This window comes from Herbivorax alkaliphila, from assembly GCF_030848475.1.
Lineage (GTDB): Bacteria > Bacillota > Clostridia > Acetivibrionales > Acetivibrionaceae > Herbivorax.
Genome location: NZ_JAVDDS010000021.1, coordinates 44,362 through 66,605, shown reverse-complemented (window position 1 = coordinate 66,605; position 22,244 = coordinate 44,362). Strand labels below are relative to the sequence as shown.

19 protein-coding genes are annotated in these 22,244 nt (G+C 31.2%); 14 read left to right on the top strand and 5 right to left on the bottom strand.

The window, feature by feature from the left end; translation table 11 throughout:
- Positions 1 to 53: 53 nt before the first annotated feature.
- Positions 54 to 1,604, bottom strand: a complete 1,551-nt coding sequence (locus tag RBH29_RS09515) for a GxxExxY protein (protein ID WP_306696576.1) — start codon at positions 1,602 to 1,604, stop codon at positions 54 to 56.
- 425 nt (positions 1,605 to 2,029) lie between these two features.
- Here RBH29_RS09515 and RBH29_RS09510 point away from each other — a divergent pair, with 425 nt between their 5' ends.
- The 4 genes from RBH29_RS09510 to RBH29_RS09495 all read left to right on the top strand — a co-directional run bounded on the left by RBH29_RS09510 (position 2,030) and on the right by RBH29_RS09495 (position 6,360).
- The gene (locus tag RBH29_RS09510; protein WP_306696575.1) at positions 2,030 to 2,617 is read left to right on the top strand and encodes a hypothetical protein; all 588 of its coding nucleotides are present in this window, start codon (positions 2,030 to 2,032) and stop codon (positions 2,615 to 2,617) included.
- Between the two features lie 171 nt (positions 2,618 to 2,788).
- Positions 2,789 to 4,312, top strand: a complete 1,524-nt coding sequence (locus RBH29_RS09505; protein ID WP_373463314.1) for a sodium:solute symporter family protein — start codon at positions 2,789 to 2,791, stop codon at positions 4,310 to 4,312.
- A 289-nt stretch (positions 4,313 to 4,601) separates the two neighbouring features.
- Complete coding sequence (locus RBH29_RS09500; protein WP_306696578.1) at positions 4,602 to 5,903, top strand: phenylacetate--CoA ligase family protein; 1,302 nt, start codon at positions 4,602 to 4,604, stop codon at positions 5,901 to 5,903.
- A gap of 25 nt (positions 5,904 to 5,928) precedes the next feature.
- Positions 5,929 to 6,360 carry an ACT domain-containing protein gene (locus RBH29_RS09495; RefSeq protein ID WP_306696574.1) on the top strand — a complete coding sequence of 144 codons (432 nt, stop codon included), beginning with the start codon at positions 5,929 to 5,931 and terminating at the stop codon, positions 6,358 to 6,360.
- A gap of 253 nt (positions 6,361 to 6,613) precedes the next feature.
- Here the strand turns inward: RBH29_RS09495 and RBH29_RS09490 are convergent, their stop codons facing one another.
- Positions 6,614 to 7,414 carry an ABC transporter permease subunit gene (locus tag RBH29_RS09490; RefSeq protein WP_306696573.1) on the bottom strand — a complete coding sequence of 267 codons (801 nt, stop codon included), beginning with the start codon at positions 7,412 to 7,414 and terminating at the stop codon, positions 6,614 to 6,616.
- On the bottom strand, positions 7,415 to 8,296 hold the full coding sequence (locus RBH29_RS09485; RefSeq protein ID WP_306696572.1) for an ABC transporter ATP-binding protein: 882 nt from the start codon (positions 8,294 to 8,296) through the stop codon (positions 7,415 to 7,417). It abuts the gene before it with no gap.
- A 217-nt stretch (positions 8,297 to 8,513) separates the two neighbouring features.
- Between RBH29_RS09485 and RBH29_RS09480 the strand changes: the two genes are divergently transcribed.
- From RBH29_RS09480 to RBH29_RS09470, 3 genes are all read left to right on the top strand, one after another.
- Positions 8,514 to 9,080 carry a TetR/AcrR family transcriptional regulator gene (locus RBH29_RS09480; RefSeq protein ID WP_306696571.1) on the top strand — a complete coding sequence of 189 codons (567 nt, stop codon included), beginning with the start codon at positions 8,514 to 8,516 and terminating at the stop codon, positions 9,078 to 9,080.
- Between the two features lie 32 nt (positions 9,081 to 9,112).
- Complete coding sequence (locus tag RBH29_RS09475; RefSeq protein WP_306696570.1) at positions 9,113 to 10,405, top strand: replication-associated recombination protein A; 1,293 nt, start codon at positions 9,113 to 9,115, stop codon at positions 10,403 to 10,405.
- An 86-nt stretch (positions 10,406 to 10,491) separates the two neighbouring features.
- Entirely contained in the window at positions 10,492 to 11,220 is a 729-nt protein-coding gene (locus RBH29_RS09470; protein ID WP_306696569.1) for an N-acetylmuramoyl-L-alanine amidase, read from the top strand.
- Between the two features lie 17 nt (positions 11,221 to 11,237).
- On the opposite strand, the gene RBH29_RS09465 is transcribed toward RBH29_RS09470, so the two are convergent.
- Positions 11,238 to 12,674 carry a YheC/YheD family endospore coat-associated protein gene (locus tag RBH29_RS09465; protein WP_306696568.1) on the bottom strand — a complete coding sequence of 479 codons (1,437 nt, stop codon included), beginning with the start codon at positions 12,672 to 12,674 and terminating at the stop codon, positions 11,238 to 11,240.
- Between the two features lie 153 nt (positions 12,675 to 12,827).
- Between RBH29_RS09465 and RBH29_RS09460 the strand changes: the two genes are divergently transcribed.
- The 5 genes from RBH29_RS09460 (at position 12,828) to RBH29_RS09440 (ending at position 18,905) form a co-directional block, all read left to right on the top strand.
- The gene (locus tag RBH29_RS09460) at positions 12,828 to 15,710 is read left to right on the top strand and encodes a DUF11 domain-containing protein (protein WP_306696567.1); all 2,883 of its coding nucleotides are present in this window, start codon (positions 12,828 to 12,830) and stop codon (positions 15,708 to 15,710) included.
- 132 nt (positions 15,711 to 15,842) lie between these two features.
- Positions 15,843 to 16,781 carry a hypothetical protein gene (locus RBH29_RS09455; protein WP_306696566.1) on the top strand — a complete coding sequence of 313 codons (939 nt, stop codon included), beginning with the start codon at positions 15,843 to 15,845 and terminating at the stop codon, positions 16,779 to 16,781.
- A 136-nt stretch (positions 16,782 to 16,917) separates the two neighbouring features.
- A complete protein-coding gene (locus tag RBH29_RS09450) occupies positions 16,918 to 17,397 on the top strand; it encodes a hypothetical protein (RefSeq protein WP_306696565.1) in 480 nt (159 codons plus the stop codon).
- A gap of 175 nt (positions 17,398 to 17,572) precedes the next feature.
- Positions 17,573 to 18,382 carry a hypothetical protein gene (locus RBH29_RS09445; RefSeq protein WP_306696564.1) on the top strand — a complete coding sequence of 270 codons (810 nt, stop codon included), beginning with the start codon at positions 17,573 to 17,575 and terminating at the stop codon, positions 18,380 to 18,382.
- A gap of 259 nt (positions 18,383 to 18,641) precedes the next feature.
- A complete protein-coding gene (locus RBH29_RS09440) occupies positions 18,642 to 18,905 on the top strand; it encodes a hypothetical protein (protein WP_306696563.1) in 264 nt (87 codons plus the stop codon).
- Positions 18,906 to 19,106: 201 nt separating this feature from the next.
- Here RBH29_RS09440 and RBH29_RS09435 read toward each other — a convergent pair whose 3' ends face one another.
- Positions 19,107 to 20,825 (bottom strand): outer membrane protein assembly factor BamB family protein, encoded by a 1,719-nt coding sequence (locus RBH29_RS09435; RefSeq protein WP_306696562.1) that lies wholly within the window; start codon positions 20,823 to 20,825, stop codon positions 19,107 to 19,109.
- Between the two features lie 221 nt (positions 20,826 to 21,046).
- On the opposite strand from RBH29_RS09435, the gene RBH29_RS09430 reads away from it, so the two are divergent.
- Together RBH29_RS09430 and RBH29_RS09425 are read left to right on the top strand one after the other, a co-directional pair.
- Positions 21,047 to 21,775, top strand: a complete 729-nt coding sequence (locus RBH29_RS09430) for a TVP38/TMEM64 family protein (protein WP_306696561.1) — start codon at positions 21,047 to 21,049, stop codon at positions 21,773 to 21,775.
- A 25-nt stretch (positions 21,776 to 21,800) separates the two neighbouring features.
- Positions 21,801 to 22,244, top strand: a complete 444-nt coding sequence (locus RBH29_RS09425; RefSeq protein WP_306696560.1) for a PPC domain-containing DNA-binding protein — start codon at positions 21,801 to 21,803, stop codon at positions 22,242 to 22,244.

Sequence of the window (22,244 nt, the reverse complement as noted above, 5' to 3'; positions counted from 1 at the left end):
TTGAAATTTTGATTATTTTTAAGTTGTGTAAATTTTATGACATTAAATGGATTTCATACAACAACGTTGTAGACCCTTTTCCCATCTACATCAATCCACTCTTTTTTATACTCTTTTTCTTTTCTAAAATCAAATACAATAAGGTATCCTTTATTTAAGCCCTGACTTTCAAGGTATCCATTCAGCTGCTTAAGTCCCTTTTTGTGATATTCTTCTCCATACCATCTTTTTAGTTCTATTACATATTTGTTTTGATTATATGTAAGCAAAATATCCAGCCTTCTCTCCTCGGATATCTGAACTTCTTTTAATGCAAATCCTATACCATTTATAATAGGTCTCAAAAATGCTATAAATAAAAGTCTACCCTCTCTTTCTAAAAAATCCTTATCACGATTGCTATATTCTTCTTTCATCATTTCCTGAAATTTATCTAAAATTTTTGATATATTTAATTCTCCTTCTTTACTAATGAAATTGCTTCTAAAATTATAAGGAGTAAGTCGTTCTCTTTCATCAATTTCAGAAGCCATATATTCATATATTAACTCTTCAAATATTTTATTATGTATAATTCTTCGTCCGTCTTCCTCCCTAAACACACCAAGAATAGTACCTATTTGAGTAATTTCATTATGAGTATTGTATGCAAATTCTTCTCCTAAAATCAGTTGATTAAAGATGCTTTCATATAATTTTGAATTATTTGCAAGATTTTTAATTAAGTCATCTGAGAGTGTTGTTTTTTCATGTACCACTAATTTAACTGCATCTTTGATTCCAGTATTGGTCCAATTTTGACTTAGTTTTTCATGAATTATTTTACATATTTTACTTACTAAAAAAGGATATCCACTTGTAAATTTGTATATTTCTTTACTTATTTCTTCTATATCCATTCCTGTTCTATAGTCTTTTTCATACTCTAAAAGCATTGTTGATATCTCTTTTGAATCAAAGCTCATATCAACATCAAAATCAGATGCAATATTCCAAGGCGAATTATACTTTTTTTCCTCATTAGTTCTAAGCTTAAGTTTTAAATTTTTAACATCATAAACCCCTGCAAGTATTACACTTTTAAATGTACTATCAAATCCCTCTTCTCTATCTAAATATTTATTTCTCAACATACCCAAGAAATGCAAAAACAATTGATTGTTGCTACTTTTATCAACTTCATCAATCATTAAGACAATTTCTTTATCGGTATTTTCAACTAATTCTGTAATCTTCAATGATAAATCTTCTAATTTATTCAATTGATTTTTATTTTCTTCCCATTTATTAATAATATGGTTGTCCAGTCCATTGTGGTGTAAACGTCTAGAAATTAGATTTATAAAAGAACCTATAAAAGCATTTTCTGTTGTAAAGGCATAATCTCCAATTCCTTCAAAGCTAATTTTTAATATTAGATAATTATCTTTTAGTGCTTTATAAATACAGGATAATGTAGTAGTTTTACCATATTGACGTGCCCTGTGGATAGTAAAATACTTCTCTTTCTTTATGAGTTTTATTATTTGATCTAATTTTTTACTTATATCAACCATATAGTGCTTATTTGAAACACATACACCTGTTACATTAAACTCTTTCATTTTTAAATCTGCCTCCATTTTAATTATTTAAGTTTCATCACTATATTATTATATCAATAAAAAATTATCAATTCCACTTTACAATTATCTGACCAGCTTTAAAGAGTAAAAATATTTATAACAGGTAGAGAAAGCAGAAGAGATTACAGTTAAAAACCGTATGGATACAGAAAAAAATTGTTGAAATGAGATGTGGAAATTTAGTCAAGCTTGAACATCAAATTAGGAATTGAAGACAGGAAATATAGTACTTGAAATTGGTAGTTTAGGTGATGTAAAATGAAAGCATATATATGGCTATAAACCTTATGCCTAAGGTACGATAAAAAAACAACAATTTCCATACATTCACATAAATTCTTGCGGAATTTAAAAAGGGAAAGGTTTGTGGCACTATAACTAAATTTGGTGAAGGGGGAAATAAATTGGAGATTGAAAAAGCATATCAAAACAGAGTAAAAGAAGGGGACAGTGAACGCAATAAATTTGCAATAGCATCACTTGTAATATCAATCATTAGCTTGATTTTTAGCCTTATAATGATACCTCAAATAATAGGGTTAATTTTTGCAATATTAGGTATGAAATCTGAAAAAAAAGGTATATCCATTGCAGGGCTGATAATTAGCATAATTGCAATTTTATTGGGGGTTATCGCAATTATAAGTCTTTCAATGTTTTCTGGAATTCTTAGCGATACCCAAATAAGAGCAGACGAAAGAGGTGCAGTAGAAATTCAAAGTGCAATTGTTCAATATATTGAGGATTCTGGAGATATTGAATTAAAATTTGGAGAAAATCAGTCACCGACTGTTAAAAAAGTGATATCAAATCTTCAAGATGTGACAATTGTAAATGGACAGGAGTTTGGTCCATATTTAGAATCAAGTGAAGAAAGTGAGTTTGAACTAATGCATCCTGATCATAAAGGGTGGGAGATTTTTGTAAATGAAACTAATGCTACGGTAGAAGTAAAACCTTCAGAGTTAGGGGATATGGTATTAATACAGTAAGGAATGCCTTAGAAATAACTTCGTATTCTCAAGGAGAAAAACCCGATGATTTAATCTTTATTTATTTGAGGATTTGTTGTAAAATAGATTCATAAGATCAATTTCCTTATGCTAGCCTATATGGTTAGGTAGTATGGTAGGTATTGAAATTTATAGTTGGAGGACGGAAGGATGGATTTGGCAATAAAAATTGTTTTTCTTGGGCTTTTTGCTGTTAGTATGATTGGTATAGGCATTTACAGCAAAAAGAAAGTAAACAATGTACAGGATTTTTTATTTGGCGGAAGACAGATGGGACCTTGGATTAGTGCGTTTTCTTATGGAACTGCTTATTTTTCGGCAGTTATTTTTATTGGCTATGCAGGAAGAAGTGGTTGGGAGCATGGTATTTCAGCTACATGGATAGGCATAGGCAATGCAATTATTGGATGCCTTTTGGCGTGGTTTGTTCTTGCTAAGAGGACTCGAAAAATGACTCATGAGTTAAATGCTTCTACAATGCCTGAGTTTTTTGAAAAAAGATATAACAGTAAGGCAATTAAAATAGTTACATCAATAATTATATTTTTCTTTTTAGTACCCTATTCAGCTTCAGTGTACCAAGGTTTAAGTTATCTTTTTGTTACAACAATAGGTGATCCTTTGGGGATTTCTTTTGAAATGTGTATGCTTGCGATGGCTGTACTTACTGGAGTATATCTTCTTTTAGGGGGGTATGTTGCAACTGCAATAAATGATTTTATTCAGGGAATTATTATGATAATAGGTCTTTTGTTGATGGTTTTCTTTGTGATAAATCACCCTAATGTTGGTGGACTTAGTGAAGGTATTTCAAGATTGTCCACTGTTCCGCAAATAGGAGATGAACTGACAAGTACATTTGGGCCTAATCCAATAAATCTTATATCCCTGATTATTCTAACAAGTGTAGGTGCTTGGGGACTTCCTCAGATGGTGCATAGATTTTATGCAATACGTGATGAGGATGCAATTAAAAAGGGAACAATAGTATCTACTGTGTTTGCAACGGTAATTGCAGGAGGAGCTTATTTTATTGGAGTTTTTGGCAGGTTGTTTGTTGATAGTTCCGAATTGATGGTTGGTGGAAGGATAGCCATTGACAATGTTATACCTATGATGCTTGAAAGAGCTTTGCCAAGCTATTTGATGGGAATAATTATTGTTTTGGTTCTTTCAGCTTCTATGTCAACACTTGCATCATTGGTGCTTGTTTCAAGTTCTTCAATTTCTTTGGACTTGATAAAAGGAACTTTTTTTAAAAACATGAAGAAGGAAAAAGTTATGATAGTTATGAGGCTTTTATGTGCAGTATTTATTGCACTATCTTATATTGTAGCCACAATACCAAGTGCTATTTTAACTCTTATGTCTTTTTCATGGGGAACGGTTGCAGGATCTTTTTTAGCTCCATTTTTATATGGTCTGTACTGGAAAGGAACTACAAAATCAGGTGCTTGGGCTGGTATAATAACTGGGTTTTCCTGTTCAGTAGGTGGAGCAATTATTTTTGGAATGAATGCAGCATATGCTCCTAATATAGGGGTTGTTGCCATGATGGCATCTTTAGTGGCAGTTCCTGTGGTAAGTTTGGTTACAGCTAAGTTGCCAAAAGCACATTTGGAAAATGTATTTAAATTAAAAAAGGTGGATGGAGAATTGGATATAGGAGCCTAAATATTTTTAAAAGAGGTAAGACGTGCTTTAGAAATATTCAGAGGGCTCTTAGGATGATATTAGAAATATGAAATTATTAAAAAGAAAAAGCGCAGGTTACAGCGTGAAGTATCTAAAAAACATAAGAAAGGGGGAAGTTACGTTAAAACAAGTAACATTATAAGACTTGAAAAACAAATAAAAGGATTTGAAATTGTCTTTAGAAAAGTAGATGCGATGAACGAGGAAGTAGAAATGGACTTTTATAATGTTTTTTAAAGTTTTATAGGTTTTGCGTAACGGTAAAGGTATGCAGTACTGGAATCCTACGTACGAATGTATGTCCAGAGAAGAAATGACTAGAGTTCAGACAGAAAGACTTATAAATACTGTTAAGAGGGTATTTCATAACGTCCCTTTTTACAGGCAAAAAATGCAAGAAAAAGGTGTTGAACCAGGGGATATAAAGACTTTGGATGATTTAAGTAAATTGCCATTTACTTACAAGCAGGATTTGAGGGACACGTATCCATATGGACTTTTTGCAACACCACTTAGTGAAATAGTAAGAATTCATGCCTCTTCAGGAACTACTGGAAGACAGACAGTTGTTGGTTATACAAGGAGAGATATTGATACATGGGCTGAGGTTATGGCTAGAACTCTATCTAATGCAGGTGCTAACATGCATTCATTTATTCAGGTAGCCTACGGATATGGTTTGTTTACAGGAGGTCTTGGGGCTCATTATGGAGCAGAAAGAATAGGTGCTTCTGTTATTCCTATCTCAGGTGGAAATACAAAAAGACAGCTTCAGATAATGAAGGATTTTGGAACTACTCTTTTGGCATGTACACCTTCATATGCATTGTTTATGGCAGAGGTAATGGAAGAGCAGGGAATTAAAAGAGAAGATTTAAAACTTAAAGCAGGTGTATTTGGTGCAGAACCATGGTCTGATAATATGAGAAAAGAAATTGAAGAAAGACTTGGAATACTTGCAATTGATATATATGGGTTAAGTGAAATAATAGGACCTGGTGTTGCAAGTGAGTGTGAATGTCAGTGTGGACTTCATATACCAGAGGATCATTTTATTCCTGAGATTATTGATCCTGTAACAGAAGAAGTTCTTCCACCGGGGTCAAAAGGAGAAATTGTATTTACTACAGTCACAAAAGAAGGATTACCATTAATTAGATATAGAACAAGAGATATTTCTAAATTGAATTATGAAAAGTGTGATTGTGGAAGGACTGCTGTTAGAATGAGCAAGGTATCTGGAAGAACCGATGATATGCTTATAATAAGAGGAGTAAATGTATTTCCTTCACAGATTGAAAGTGTACTTTTAGAGATTGGAGAAACAGCACCACATTACTTACTAATAGTTGACAGAGAAGGAAATCTTGATTCTTTGGAAGTATGGGTTGAAATGACTCAAACTATGTTCTCTGATGAGGTTAAAAAAGTAGAAGAAATTGAAAAGAAAATACGCAGAGAAATAGAAGGTACACTTGGAATAAGTGCAAAAGTTAAACTGGTTGAACCTAAAACTATTGAAAGAAGTGAAGGAAAGGCAAAGCGTGTAATAGATAAGAGAAAGATGTAAAAACAACTTCTGGGAGGGATAGGATATGCATGTAAAGCAAATATCAGTTTTTTTAGAAAACAAATCAGGAAGACTTGCTGAAGTTACAAAAGTTCTTGGAGAAAATAATATTGATATCAGTGCATTATCTATAGCTGATACTACAGATTTTGGGATTTTAAGGCTTATAGTAAATGAGCCAGAAAAGGCAGAAAAGGTCTTGAAGGAAAGTGAATTTACTGTAAGTTCTACAAGTGTTATTGCTATTGGTGTTGAGGATAAGCCAGGAGGACTTTCAAGGGCTTTAGACATATTAGATGCTGAGTCTATCGCAATAGAGTATATGTATGCTTTTGTTGGTAAGAAATCAGATCAGGCACTTGTTATATTGAGAGTTGAAGACTCTTCAAAAGCAGTCGATGTTCTAACCCAAAAAGATATAAAAGTTCTTTCCGCCGACAAGGTGTATAAATTATAGTAAAGAAAAACTTTTGCCGGGTTAACGTCAATTAAAAGTAAATATATTCAAGCTAAAGTTAGCACATAAAAATAAGGTGGAGATTATATTCTACCTTATTTTTTTTCTTATTATGTTTGTACCAATATCAGTTCCATTATTTCATGACGGACGTTAGTTAGAATGAAAAAAATCATCAATATATGAAAAAACTTAATCGAATGAGTTTTTCGTAAGGAAGGTAATGATGGCAATACCTTCCTTAAATATATTATTAAACTGGCAAATCTCGTTTGTTGAATATTGATATTCCAGCAATGTAGAGAAAAGCTGCAATAAGCACAAATGTAGCCATTCCAATATAGGCAAAGTTGCTGCCTTCAATAAGTTTGTCTGGATTGAAAAGTGCATATAGTGATAAATTCTTAATCCAGGTTAATTTTTCGTCTACACCTCCTAGCATCTGGAGTACTAAAAAGCCTACTGGAATTCCTACTCCAATGCTAAGACTTAACTTACTTTCGTTAGATATACAGGATGCAAAAAAGCCAATACCTCCAATTGCATAGTACATTAAAAGAGCATAAACATTTAGCACAATAAATTTACCTATATCCAAAAGACCTGGAAACATAGTCTGAGAAATAACTATGGCAAAGGAAGTTGTTACAGTGAAAAACAGCGTTATTGAAGTTAATCCGAATACAGCTTGAGTAAGAGCAATTTTAATTCGTGAATTTGGAGTAGAGAGCAAATACGCCATGCTGCCCTTGTCAACATGTGCAGCAATCATACGGTGATTGATGACAATTGAGAGCACCATGGGAAAAAGAAGCACCAAAAAACCATACATATAGCTACTAATAAAGGTTAAAAGTGTTGAACCAAATTCATCAAAACCAAATGCTCTTATCATGCTTTCAGGAAGCATATCTAGCATTTCGTCAAGAGCTTCTGTTCCTTCTGGGTCAAACATTGCAATTATAGTTGCAAAATAAAAGCAAAAAATACAGGTTAATACTATCCATATAAATCTATTTGTTTTCATATTTGTTTTAAATAAAGTCCAAGACATTTAATTTTCCTCCTTACTGTAATAACGTATAAATATTTGTTCTAAAGTCTGTGAGGATGTATCTAAGTCTTTAACATGACATTGGGTAAGTGTTTCAAATAATTTTTGATAATTATTACTTATAAAAATTTCTAAACTGTTTTCATCAATGATGTTATACTCTAATCCACTGGATTTAATTTTCTCTATGTCAGAATCATTTGATACAGTTACAAAATAACTTTTCTTAAGAGATGATTTTAAAGCTGATATATTTTCTATAGCTACAATTCTGCCCTCACGTATAATTGCAACACGCTCACAGGTGCGGTCAACTTCATCAAATATGTGAGAGGACATTAGAATTGTCTTTTTACGTTTCTTTTCTTCTTTTATCAATTGTACAAAACGACGCTGCATAAGAGGATCTAGACCGCTGGTGGGTTCATCTAAAATGATAATTTCAGGATCGTGCATAAAGGCAGTTATAAGACCAACTTTTTGTTTCATACCCTTTGACATTTTACGGATTTTACGGTCGCTTTCTAATTCAAAAAGTTCAATTAAATAATCCCTTCTTTTAATGCTGTCTTTGCCTCTCATATCAGCTATGAAATTCATAAATTGCAGACCTGTCATATTGTCAAAAAAAGCTATTTCACCTGGAACATAGCCGAGAATTTTTTGTATATGTGAAGCTTTTTCACGACAGTCAAGTCCTTTAATGCTACAGCTTCCTTTTGTCGGATTTGTAAATCCTAAAAGGTTTCTGATTGTGGTGGTTTTACCTGCACCATTAGGTCCTAAAAAACCAAAAACCTCACCTTTTTCCACTTTAAAATCAACATCAAAAACACCTTTTCCATTAGAATAAACTTTTGAGAGTTCTTTTACTTCTATCATTACATCAACTCCTTTTAAAGAATAACTTTTAAATTAAATAGAGAGATTTTTCAATTTAAAACAGTATAAAAAACACCAACACAGTAAAAAATGAACTTTTAAACTTAATAAGTTCATAATACACTTTTGTTATTATTTTGTCAATAGAATTTTGAACTTTATGATTGAATTAGTTCAAAAACTTTGGTATTATAAGATATGCTGGAGGTAATGAAATATGAATGGATTTGATAAACGTAAAAAAGAGAAAATGAAATGTATCATAGATACAGCATTTGATATGTTTAATGATTATGGAATAAATAATGTGAAAATTGTAGATGTGGCTAAAAAAGCTAACGTTTCAAAAGTTACCATTTATAACTACTTTGGGAGCAAAGAAGAGCTTGTAAAACAAGTATTTTTTGATTTTGTAGATAAAAATTTAGAAAAAATAAAAAAACTTATGGAAAGTGAATTGAATTTTAAAGAAAAGCTTGAAAGATTTTATGATTTTAAAATGGATATTGCAAGAAATCTAAGTGGAAAGTTTTTTAATTATATCATCAACTCTTATTCAATTATGCAGGAATACACAGGCGATTATTATGAAAAAAAGTTAAAACCTGTTTTTATGTCTCTTGTTGTGCAGGGTAAAAAAGAAGGTGACATAGATAAAAACCTTTCAAATGAAGCTATTTTAATTTATATTGAAGCTTTTAAAGGCATTTTATCAAAACCTATGGATACAAATTTAAGAGTTGATTTAGGAAAATTATTTTATTATGGATTTAAAGGAAAGTAAAACGTATTTTAAATTTTGGAAAGGATGTTTTTATGATAGAAAAAAAAGAGCCTCTAGCTCATAGAATGAAACCTAAGACATTGGAAGAATTTTTTGGACAAGAGGAAATAGTGGGAAAGGGGAAGCTTTTATACAGAATGATAAAAGCAGATAGAATAAAATCAGTTATATTTTTTGGCCCGCCTGGTACGGGAAAAACCTCTCTTGCAAGGGTCATTGCAAATGTTACAAAATCTAACTTTGAAAAGTTAAATGCTGTTACCTCTGGAGTTTCTGATATAAAGAGAATTGTTGCAGATACAAAAAACCCTATCTTTAATCAAAGTGGTAAAACAGTATTGTTTATTGACGAGATACATAGGTTTAATAAAGCCCAACAGGATGCTCTTCTTCCGTTTGTAGAAGATGGTACAATAATTCTTGTAGGTGCCACAACTGAAAATCCATATTTTGAAGTAAATAAAGCATTAATTTCTAGATCCTCTGTTTTTATGTTAAAGCCATTGGAAAAAGAGGCAATTTTAAAAATAATAAAACATGCAATAAAAGATAAGGAACGAGGATTGGGAAAACTTGATATTATTATAGATGATGATGTTTTGAATTTTCTTTCAGAAGTATCAAGTGGTGATGCTAGGATTGCTCTAAATGCCATTGAGCTTTCTGTTTTAACGTCTTCTATGAATGCTGATGGAAAGTTTTATATTGATATGGATTTGATACAGGAATGTGTAGGTAAAAAAGCTGTAAGATTTGATAAATCTGGAGAAGGGCATTATGACAATATCAGTGCATTTATTAAATCTATGAGGGGAAGTGACCCGGATGCTACTGTATTTTATCTTGCAAGAGCTCTTTATGCAGGTGAAGATGTTATGTTTTTAGCAAGAAGGATAATAATATGTGCATCTGAAGATGTTGGCATGGCAAATCCTATGGCACTACAAATTGCTGTCTCAGCAGCTCAGGCTGTGCATATGATTGGAATGCCAGAAGCTAGAATAATACTTTCGCAGGCGGCTGTAGCTGTTGCTACAAGTCCTAAGTCAAATTCATCATATTTAGCAATAGACAAGGCTCTAAGTGATGTGGAAAATAAAAGAACTGGGGAAGTTCCTATGCATCTAAGAAATGCACCGGCAAAAGGAATGAAAGATTTAGGATACGGAAAAGGGTATAAATATGCCCACAATTATGCTGATAATATAGTGGAACAAGAATATTTGCCTAAAGAAATGATAGGTACAGTTTATTATAATCCTACAGAAAATGGATACGAAACAAAAGTTAAAGAGTGGCTGTCAAAGAGAAAAAAGAAAAAATGAATGATGTTTGTTGTCATGCACTTTCTAAATATATTTTGAATATTATTAGAAATAAGCTAATAATTAAAAAAATTTAGGAGGGGACAATGAATAAAGAATTGCAGGCATGGGCAGATAAAAACATTACTTTTGTTGGAAATTCTAATACTAACAGGTCAAGTAGAAGAGGGCAGGTTCCTGAAATGATTGTTAATCATATCTCAGAAGGAACAATATCAAGTGTGATAAACTGGTTTACTAATGAGGGCAATGACGTAAGTTCATCTCATTTTGCAGTTGACAGAGAGGGAAAGGTATATCAATTTGTAGATATTGAAGATAGTGCATGGGCAAATGGTTTAACTGGTGGTATAGAAAATGCAACTTCTAGTCTAGTGCTTAAAAAAGGAGAATCAATTAGTCCTAATTGGTATTCTGTAAGCGTAGAGCATGAAGGATTTTATAGTGAAACTAAGGGAGAATTGACTGCTGCCCAATTAGAGTCTAGTAAAATACTTCACCACTACATAATAGAATATGTTTATGATAAATTCAATTTTAGAATAGAACCTACAAGAGAAAGAATTATAGGTCATAATGAGGTAAATAAGATAGACAGAGTAAACTGTCCGGGAGAACTTTTTCCCTTTGATGAAATTATAAACTACTTACAAAGCAACACAGAACGCTTTTTGGACTTACATGGTCACTGGGCAGAAGATCTGATAATAAAGGCTCATCAGGAAGGTTGGGTAAAAGGATACCCAGATGGAACATTTAGACCAGATAAGCCTGTTACCAGGGCAGAAGTTGTGGCAATGATATCAGAGAAGTAGAGTTAGTAATGACTTAGTTATTCTTCATCATCTTCTTCATATATTTCTTCTTCAGTCCACCAGCCATCCCAGTAGTTATTTTTTGGGTTACAATAGCCCATGAGATATTTGCAGTATTCAAAGGGCATATCAAAAGCTTTTTCAATGTCAAGCCTAGAGCCGCTAATTAAGATAGTGTCTTTGGCTGGCTTGGCATTTGATTCTATAAACCATGGATGGTGATTTTTATCTATTGCAATATCAATTCCTATCTCACCAAAGTTTCCATATTCTTTTTCAAGTATTTTTATAGAAGTAAAGGTTAACTTTAATATGTCTGACCTTATACTTTCTACTTGATCTTTATGATATTTTAAAATATCATAAAAAGCGTTTTCAAAAGTGTAAACTCTAGCACCACTTCTTGTACTTGTTATTGGACAGTCATTTATTGCAAAACGGACTGGTATACTGGTTATCTGCCACTTTCCACTAATGTCCTTTTGAGCCAAAACACGCAAATCTATCTTATTATCTTTATAAGTCAACACATCTATTCCCTGTTGAATTATGAAATTATTATCTTTAAGTTCTTTATTTATTAATAACTCCAGTTCATTTATTGACTTTGCATATTCTTTTACATATCCAGTTGAAAAGTATGAGCATTCACAAAGAGACTCACCTTTTTTTCTTACTCTTATAATACCTTTTCCTGTACTTCCTCTAAGTTTTTTTAAGTATATTACCGAGTGTTTTTCCAGCATATAAGATATATTATTTGTATTTTTATTACAGGAAATAGTTTCAGGAATATGAGGAAGCATTTCTTGATATTTTGATAGACTTTCATGCAAATCCAGTTTATCAAAGTAGTGTTGAGCGTTAACTTTCTTTATATGGGATATTTTTTTTCTTAAAAAGTTTGCTTTGATTCGACCTTTGCGGCTAAAACCTCCTCCTCTGTCATATAAAATATCAGGAGAAGGCATAATCTTTTTTTCCCACTCATGTGTTTTAGGATTAAAACACATAGCATTAACAGTGTCGTTTAAAAAGTTTGTACTATCTATAGAAAAGAAATATAAAGCTACTTTAGATTTCATTGCAGAATGAATCATTTCAGCTGTTTTTATGGTAGGTCTACCTCTTTTAAGGTATCTAAGTGCTTTAGCATTTATAAATACACCTACTAAAGGACCTAATTTTAAATCTCCTTCTTCTAGCTTTGATAAAATTTTAGTACCTTCATATATATTTAAATTTTCGATAACATCACTGGATAATTCAATTAAATCTTTTTTTTCTCCGGGAATAAATTTAACAGGAAACTTTTTTTGTCCAAAGGTTATTGTTGTATTAGTATAATTTTTTAGTTTATCAATAAATTCATTGGGAACTATTGCTGTTCTAGCGGGGATGTTTTTTTCTGATTTTATTATTATAGTTGTTTTTATATATTTTTTTGAATTCATTTTTTATCACCTTCATAATTGTTTTCTTGATAATATTATATGGAAGTAAGTTCTTTTGTGTTAACATAATATATTGACAATTCACTTAACTTTGTTAGCAAACTTAATCTTTAAAGAATAGTATATATAAAACATTAAAAAGAAGGTGAATTCATGTTTCCTATTAGTGATAATCAGTGGATAATTTATACCAGTGAAGGTATGCCTATAATTGCACCTGCTAATGATGTCAATCCATGTGCTACAGATATAGTTGGAAATGTTACTTTTCCTTCCCTGTATTATTTTCTAAATCCTATAGGAGAAGAAGGAAGAGACATTTGTTTTAGAATGAGACTAAATCAGTCACCATTAAGAGCACAAGATAGATTTTTTCCGTTTGCATGGGGCGTGGAACTGGTTTTTGCAGGAGGATTAAATTATACAGTTTTTATAAACTCAAGGGGTGCTGCTGATATGCTGCAGGTTATTAATCCCTTTGGAAGTCTTGTGTATAATGTTCCAATAGTATTAGGAGATAATGTAAGGGTCATAAGAGCAGATTCAGAATTTCCCTGTGCGGTAAATCCAGATCCAGACTTTTTCTTAGACTTTAAAGTGCCAATTTCATCCTTTCAGCAATTAAATCTTGATACTTCAGTTTATAGATTTTGTTACTTTACAGCAACACAGGATCAAAGTCAGAGAAAAGAGTATCTGTGCGGAGATTTGGTAAATATGCCTCAAATGACCCTTTTAACAGTTGAAAAAGAAATAGTAAGTGGACCTTTGACAATAGATAAAGGCGTTTTAGCAACATGGGTTTTAAAGTTGACTATAACCAATACCACATCAGTTGATGCCATAAATGTTGTTTTAGAAGATACAATAAATAGTGACATTGCAAATACTCTATCAATTTCTTTAAATGCTACATTGGGAACTGCCTCCTATTCTGCTCCTAAAGTTATATGGAATGTAGGAAATATAGAGGGCTTAAGCAGCGAGAGCATTGAAATTACCATTACTGCTAAATTTGACAGTCAAGGACATAAGATACTAGATAGTGCTATTGCAGAAGGAATTAATACAACACCAGCAGGGCCTGTTGCAGACTCTGGAATTGTTGTAACAGAACCAGATGCTCCTGTATTCACATTGACAAAATCTCTTACAGGTCCGTTAGAAATTGATCAGGCAGTGATGGGAAGCTGGACTGTTGAATTGACAGTTGAAAATGTATCAAATGTTACTGTAGAAAATTTAGTGGTGTATGACCAATTAAACAACCAGCTTAAGAATTTAAGTGTGAATTTAAGTGCTTCTACTGGATCGGCAAGTATTGTGGATTATGATATAACGTGGGAAGTTGGAAATTTAAATCCAGGGCAGCAAGAAACTTTGACCATTGAGGTGGAAGGGATTTTTTATTTACCAGGACAGAAGACTTTTAATATAGCCAAAGGTACATCGGATAATGCTCCAGAGGTAGATTCAGTACATGATAAATTTGTTGTTGTCAATATGGTGATGGCAGAGCTTTCAATTATAAAAAATATAGTGTCAGGGCCTGTGAGTCCTCAAACCATTGATGTAGATACTGAATATACATGGGTTTTTGAAATTACAGTTACAAATATTACCCAAACCAATATAACGGCAGAAAATGTTGTGGTAACGGATGTACTAAATAGTGAACTTGGAATTATTGCTCCAGAATCAGTGGTTTTATCAAAAGGTTCTTATATTTATGATGCCGGCACTTCTACATTAACATGGGAGGTAGGAAGTATCGATCAGGGAGATTCTGAGACAATTACAGTGGAGATTACAGGGGAATTTACTTCACCTGGATTTAAATTTACAAATTTCGCCAATGCATCTGCTGACAACGCATTGGCGGCAGGACCAGTACTTGATAAAGGGGTAATGGTAAGTGTACCGCTATCTTTTGTACAAATTACAAAGGGCATTATAGAAGGACCGCTTATAAGTAAAGTATGCCAAAATGAAAGGTGGAAATTACTTATTGAAATAAGTAATTTATCACAGATTAAGGCATTTAATGTAGTTGTTATGGATCAATTAAATGGTGAACTATTGTTAGAAGAGGGTTTTCCAAGTATAAATGTGACAAAGGGAGACGTTTCAATAGATTTTGAACAAGGAAGTATTATGTGGGATGTAGGGCATTTAGAAGCTGGTGAGACAGAACAAATGGAAATAAATCTTTTGGGTTATTTTGTAAATGAGGGATTACAGGTAATTAATACAGCTATGGCATCAGGGGGAAATGTAAACCCTACAGAATTAGTATCTGATGAGGGAGTGGAAGTTAAACCAATATATCACCATGAAAAGACAGGTTTATACGGAAAAGTGGTTGATGCCTCTACAGGGATGCTACTTAATGATGTTAAAGTAAATATTTATGACAGTACATGTAAAATTATAGAACAAAAAATATTAAATGGCGAATATTTTTTAAATTTGCTGCCGGGAATTTATACTGTAGAATTCATAAAAGAGGGATATCATAAAAAATTTATATTACCAGTGCTTTTTACAGATATACCAATAAGACATGATGTGTTTTTAAATTCTGTAGAAAGAAATGTGGGTTTTAAAGATTTTCAGAAAATTTTCAGAAAGAATATTGATTTGTTTGCAGCTATTATAAAGGAGAGAATACATGCAGAAATAGTTTTTGCAAATGTTTCAGGTATTAATAAAAACTTTGATGTTGAGGATGTAAGCGATGTCATAGACAAATTAAGTTTTAGCGTTTGTGGGAAAAAACTTAGACTTAAAATTTTAATAGAGAAAAACATAGTATACAAACATAATGGCAATAAAAACATGATAAGTTTTTTAAAGGAGATATATGGGTGCATACCTTTAGAGGGGAATTTTGTCGATTATATTTTTGAAAAAAATTATAAAATTACTGATAAAAAGTTTTGCTCTGACCAATGCAATTTATATAATTTTGCTACTATTAAATTCAAAGGTTATTTTATTGAGAGGGGTGACGTATTAATTTCAGATAAAGAATAAATATCATAATTTTATATATTATTAATATCATAATTATATAATAGACATTCATGGTATACCAAAGCTAATAGGGTTAAAGGGTGGAAGTCATTTTGATATAAAATAGTATTTTAAAAAGGTATGTGTATCTATATGAAAATAATGGCCAATGTAGTAGCTGGAAGGTATGTTATAGAAAAAGAGTTAATGCTTCACAAAGAACTAAAAAGAGACATGTATAAAGATAGAATTATAAATAATATAGTTCTTTGTGAAGCAAGAAATATAAAAGATAACTCTTATTATATAAGCAAAAAAATAAATATAAAGATTACCTTTGACCTTGTAATAGTATACGAATACATTGAAGGAAAAGGGTTTAAAAGAGAGTATGATATTATATCAGAAAAGATAAAGAAAAATTATCAATTTGAACAAGAAATGTATGATGCGGTTATAGAGACTGATTTAGATGTTAAGATTTTAAATCGTTTAAAAAATGTAAATTATTTGACAGATATAGATTTACATATTAATGAATTTTCCATATCAATTTATTGTACAATTGAAAGTTTTTTACTTCAAGAAAATGAGATATATGTAGAAGAGGGAAATTTGGTTACTAAAAATAGCATTAAAATCAATGACAAATTTCAAAGTAGATTTAATTTGAAAGCTGATAACAGCTTAATAGATAATGTGACAGGAAGTTTGATACAAGCTGAAATGAGTCTTTTTGATGTTGTAGAAAAGGCTACAAATCTTCATAATAGCAATAGTAATCTTCAAACAAAACTAAAAACTAGGGAAAATCAGGTGAATGTCCTTAAAAATAATGTTTATGAACTTAAAAAAGAAAATGAAAAAAACAAGTTGTTTTTAGACAAATCAGCTGAAAAAACAGAAAAATTAAAAAAAGAAATAATAGAAAAAAATAGAATAATAAATGGACTCGAGGAAGAAGTTGATTTAGAGAAACAAAGATATAAAGAGGCTTTAAGTCAAAAAGAAAAGGTTGAAAAATTATTATTTCAAAGTCACAAAAAAGGAATTTTTAATAGAGTTAAATCTAAAATTCGAAGCATTATATAAGAGGTTCATTTCATTTTGGCTTTCCCCATAAAGGCTTGTATACATTTTTATACAAGCTAATTTATCAAAATAATGTATAACCATTTTTTCTATATTTCATATATTGTATTATAACTTCAAAAAAAGGTGATTATTTATGAAAAAAAGTAATGAGTTTAAAAGCGGCTGGATACCTATTGTTCGGGAGACATCGGATAATAATATATCATCAGGTAAGTTATTGTCAAAATCAAATAAAAGTTCAAAAATTCAAACAATTTATAATAGTACAAAAACAAATAATTGTGAAAAAAAAACAGTGGAAAAAGAAGATAAAGGGTTTGATTTATTAGATGAAAAATATAAAAAATTAATTAATGACTATACTGAATTAAAAGCTAATGTTTTAGGGCTTAAGAAAAATATAAAAGAACTCAATGAAAATATAGAAAAAGTAATAAATACAGAGTCCTCAAAAGTATTATATGAAACAGAAAAATTTAAGTGGGAAGTAACCAAAAGGTTAGAGGAATTAAAACATTTGATGATGGTGCTGTCAAAAGAATCAGAAGAAGATAAAAACAATAATAAAGATGCGGGTATAAAAAAGATATTTAAAAACATTGGTATAAAATAAGGGTTGAAGTTTTTGTATATATTATGGTACCAAACTATTATCAGTTACATATGCTATATTAGTAAATCTATTATTTAGTTAATAGCTTAAGTCTTAATACATGCGTAACAATTTAAAAAATGTTAACTAAATAAGTCATTGAACGACTGATTATCGATTGAAAGGTGGTAATATTATGGATGAAGCAAAAAGAGAATTACCTGACACTCAACCACTTGATCTTTTTGTCAAGCGAGTTTTAGCAAAGAAAGTTCTTACAAATCTACAGCAATTATTTCAAGAAAAATACACAAATGCTGAAAATGGAGAAGGTACCGGAGAAAAAGCTCCTCTTAAACTTTATATAATTAACAGACAGAATGAAGAAGAAGTACCAGTAAAATGTTTGAGATTGTGTAAGCGTGTTATAGCTGAGAAGTATCCACAAAACACTTTAATTTGTACATCAAAATCAAAAGTTATATTGAGATTCCAGCTTGTATTATTAGTTGAATATGAAGACAATACATTTGAAGTTTTGACTCTTCCAAATGATTTGTCTAGCTTTAATCAATACAATCCAGAAGTTACAAAAGCATTTGTTGAGGATACTGTAATTGATGAAACTGGTATACCAGTTATTCAGCGTCAAAATGTAGAAACTCCTTATGAGACATTGATGATTAATTATGCTGATGTAAATGATTATCAATCATTTACTTATACTGTTACTGTTCCGTTTTCTGAATTTGACAATCAACTAAGGCCATGTGAGCTTGAAGATAATACACTGCAATCATGTATTTTGTTGAAAAATTTAAATTACGATATCGATATATTAGAAGTATCAAATGTTACGGTAACAGATATAAGCGGAGAGGAGCCAGAAGAAATAACTCTTTCTGTATCAGTTGTTGAGTTGTCATTATTTGAAGATATAATTGATAAACTTGGAATTAATCAAGATGTTATTGTAGAAGGTATACCAGAGTTTGAATGTGAATAGTGTGAACTGGTTTAGCTAAAGCTAAACATCGAGGTTTCAGGTGGAGACTCAATTTCACCTTATAGAAGGTGCAGCCTTAGAATAAGATAAAGAGCCAAAACAAAGCCAAATGAATGATTCAGGTTTTGTAAGGGCTCTTTTTTTGTTTAAACATAGTCTAATATGTACAAGTAATATTTCCGATATCTTTATGAGAGGTTAATACATAAAAGAGTTACATTATTAAAATATAAAAAATAATTGAAAGGAGAATTTTAGCATGAAAGCACCTGAATTAATGGAGTATCTAAGAAAAATAACTGATTATATTGAGTATTCTTTTTTTCAAAATTCCACTGAAATAATGGAGGCTATACAAAATAAAGGTTTTGAAAATGTTCTTGAAATTTTGTCTTTAAAAGAGATTAAAAAAGGTGTTTATATTTGTGACACAGTATGGAATGTAGATGAGGACAAAAGCTTTAAAAAGAATGTCAATATAGATATAACTGATGAAATGATTTTTATTACTGAAGTTATTTAAGATTATTTTTAAAAAATTAATTTAAAAAAATTAAAAAAAAGACTAATGTTATTTTAAATCTGATACGATATATAATGTGAATCAAGTGATAATAGTTTTATATATATAGTTTACTCCCCTAAACATTCCCATGTATTCTCCCACCTTTCATAGAATGCATGGGTTTTTTTTTATATTTTCTACTCTTAGATAAAGTAAAATTTACTTTATTTTTACACCCCATATTTGTTGACCTCTAGTACCTACTACAATCATATCATCATAAACAGCAGGTGAGCCTTCTACATTTGCACCAAGAGGTATTTTATCAAGTATTTTGCCTGTAGTACCTTCTATTAAGAACATATTTCCACCAGAGTCACATTGAATAATATATGATTTTCCATCTTTAGTGTAAACATCTACTGGTGAACTCCAAGAATAGAAGTCCATATCTAAAACCCAAACTTCATCACCAGTTTCTTTGTCAAGAGCAATTAATTTTCCACCATTTTGTTTATATGCTCTTGAGAGCTTATAGATAACAAGATTATCAATGTCCTCTTTGCCAATAACAGGGGAAGCTAAAGCACCACCAGCAAGACGGGAATTGTATGTACATTCATATCCTTTTTCCCATATTAGTTCACCTGACAGGGCATTTAGTTTTCGAACATAGCTATATCCACCTTCTCCTTGTAAATCCACTTCATTTGCAGTATAAACAAATACATCTGAACCACCTTTGTCTTCTATTGCAGGTGTACTATCAGTATCGTCAGTTACATTTCTTACCCATACCGGTGTAAGGGTGTTTAAATCAATACATGTAAAAGTACCACTGTTATCTGCAAAGTATCCATAATTTTTATATGCTGCAATAGAACTTTCTATTCCAAGTCTTTTGTCCACAGGAGAAGTGTATCTATATTTTTTTACATCAGGATCAATAGATATTTTGCCTTTATCAATATCATAGTTTGTATTTAGTTTAATAGAGTAAACAAGACCATTTTCACCACATTCAAATAAAGTATCAGTTTTTTCGTGAAGAAGAGGAGTAGAATCAAAGGCTCCCCACAATCTATAGGAATTTTGATCTATACCATCGAGGAAATATAACAATTCTTGATCTATGAGGCTAAATATTCTAAAACCTATTTTGACTCTTGTGTCACCAACTACATCTACACCCTGACCTGAATATAAAAGAGGATATCCTCTAGGGTCAACTGTCACACTGCCCTTTAGAGGGGCACCTACATTTATTGGATCTCTGGTATATGATCCGTCATCTAAATCCAAAAAATAAATATTACCGTCTAGTGTGCCGTAGATAACTTCTTTTAAATTATCTAGGTTTTTTTTATCATTATACAAATTCATTTTTTCCCTCAAGGTATCTTCCCATTTAACTATGACAGGTTGACCGTTCCATCCAACTCCTGTCCAAGAATCTATGTGTCCTATATTTATATTCCATACTTTTTCAAGTTTTTCTTTAGTTGCATCTACATATCCATAACTTGCAGTGTTTCTGTAGTTATTTCCTCTAAAAGTTGTTATACCTTTTACATTATTGTATTTTTCATAAGAGTCAAAATCAATATATTGTTCATTTTTGTAGTTTTCAAGAATTGTGCTGTTTTTTAAGACATCCCAAGTAAAATCATGATTAGAAGGAAGAGCCTCTGATACAATTTCAATTTCTTTTTGAATTTCTTCCTCAATTTCATCATCAGTGGTTTTACCATCATCTGTAGTATTATCCTGAGAATGTTCTTTGTTGTCAGTGATATCTTTACTTGGTATAGATGTAATTTGGGGTTGCTCAGTTTGTGAATCATGCTCAGATAGGTAGCGGTTTAAAAATATAAAACCAGGCACGCATAAAATGAGAATTAATGTATTGATAAATATAATTATTTTAGAAGCTTTCATAATGAATCTCCTGTTTTATTAATATAGTTTTACTTGCTTATATCAAGAGAACTTTCTTGATGAATTATCTACTGAATTTAACTAAGCTACTACTAAGTATAATCACATTCATTATACAACAAAGTTTTTTTTTGTCAAGATTATCTGGAAACAATGATTTTTTTAAAAAGATATGATAGTATATTAAGGAGCATAAAAATAATTTATAAGAGGCTTATTTAATGAACAATAAAATAAATATTGTCAAAGTTGTTTCAAGTGTGCTTTTGTTGGGTTTTATTATATTTATTTACACAATGGTTTCTAGTGAAAATATAGCGACATTTGCTAATTGGATTGAATCAATTAAGAACAATCCTTATGCATATGTTATTTATACATTAGGTACCATCCTTACCACATTAGTTTTTATACCTATTTCCTGGGTAAAGATGGGTGGAGGATTACTCTTTGGGATTTGGCCAGGGGTGCTTGTTGTCTGGATAGCATGTAATGTTGCTGCTAATGTTAGTTTTTTAATATATAGAAGCCTTGGAAGAGACTTGATGGCAGGTGTGTTAAAAAAATTATATAGCAATAAGTGGAACGCTAGATTTAATATACCTGATCGTATTGAGAAAAATGGAGTTTTAATTGTGGCAAACATGCAAATGTTGCCAGTTCTACCTTTTTCTATAATTAGTATTATGTGTGGAGTAAGCAATGTGAAATTAAAGGATTTTTTCATAGGAAGCTTGTGGGGCCTGTTGCCTGGAACAATAATTTCAGTATATTTTTCGGCAAAGGCAATAGAATTTAAAAATAATCCTTTTGGCTTGATAGTTCCTGCAATTATTTATGTTTTATTTAATATTGCAATGTATCTATGGGCAAAAAGAAAAAAAATTTTTAAATTTGAATGTGAGGATATAGAAACACCTGATTGTGAAACTATAGAAGCAGTAGAATAATTACAAAAACAGGAGAATGATATTAATGAAAGTTTCTGAGGGTAAAATTGGAAGAGTGTTTATATTACGATTAGAAGATAAAGATGTAGTGCCTAAATGTATAGAGCAATTTGCAGATGAAAATGGTATAAAAGTGGCACATGTTACAATGTTTGGCGGTGTGGGAAAAGGAAGTGTTGTTGTGGGTCCTAAAGTATCAACTGAAATGCCGCCATCAAAAATGAGCTATCCAATTAATCAGGCACATGAAGTTCTTGCATCAGGTTTAGTTGCTCCAGATAAAAGTGGTAAAAGTATATTACACATTCACGGAGCCTTAGGAAGGGATAATGTAACCATAACTGGATGTCTTAGAGAAGGTGTTGAAACATGGCTGGTAGGAGAAGTAATAATATATGAAATACTTGAAACTGATGCAAAAAGACTTTTAGACACAAAATCAGGATTTAAACTTTTAGATGTTAATTAG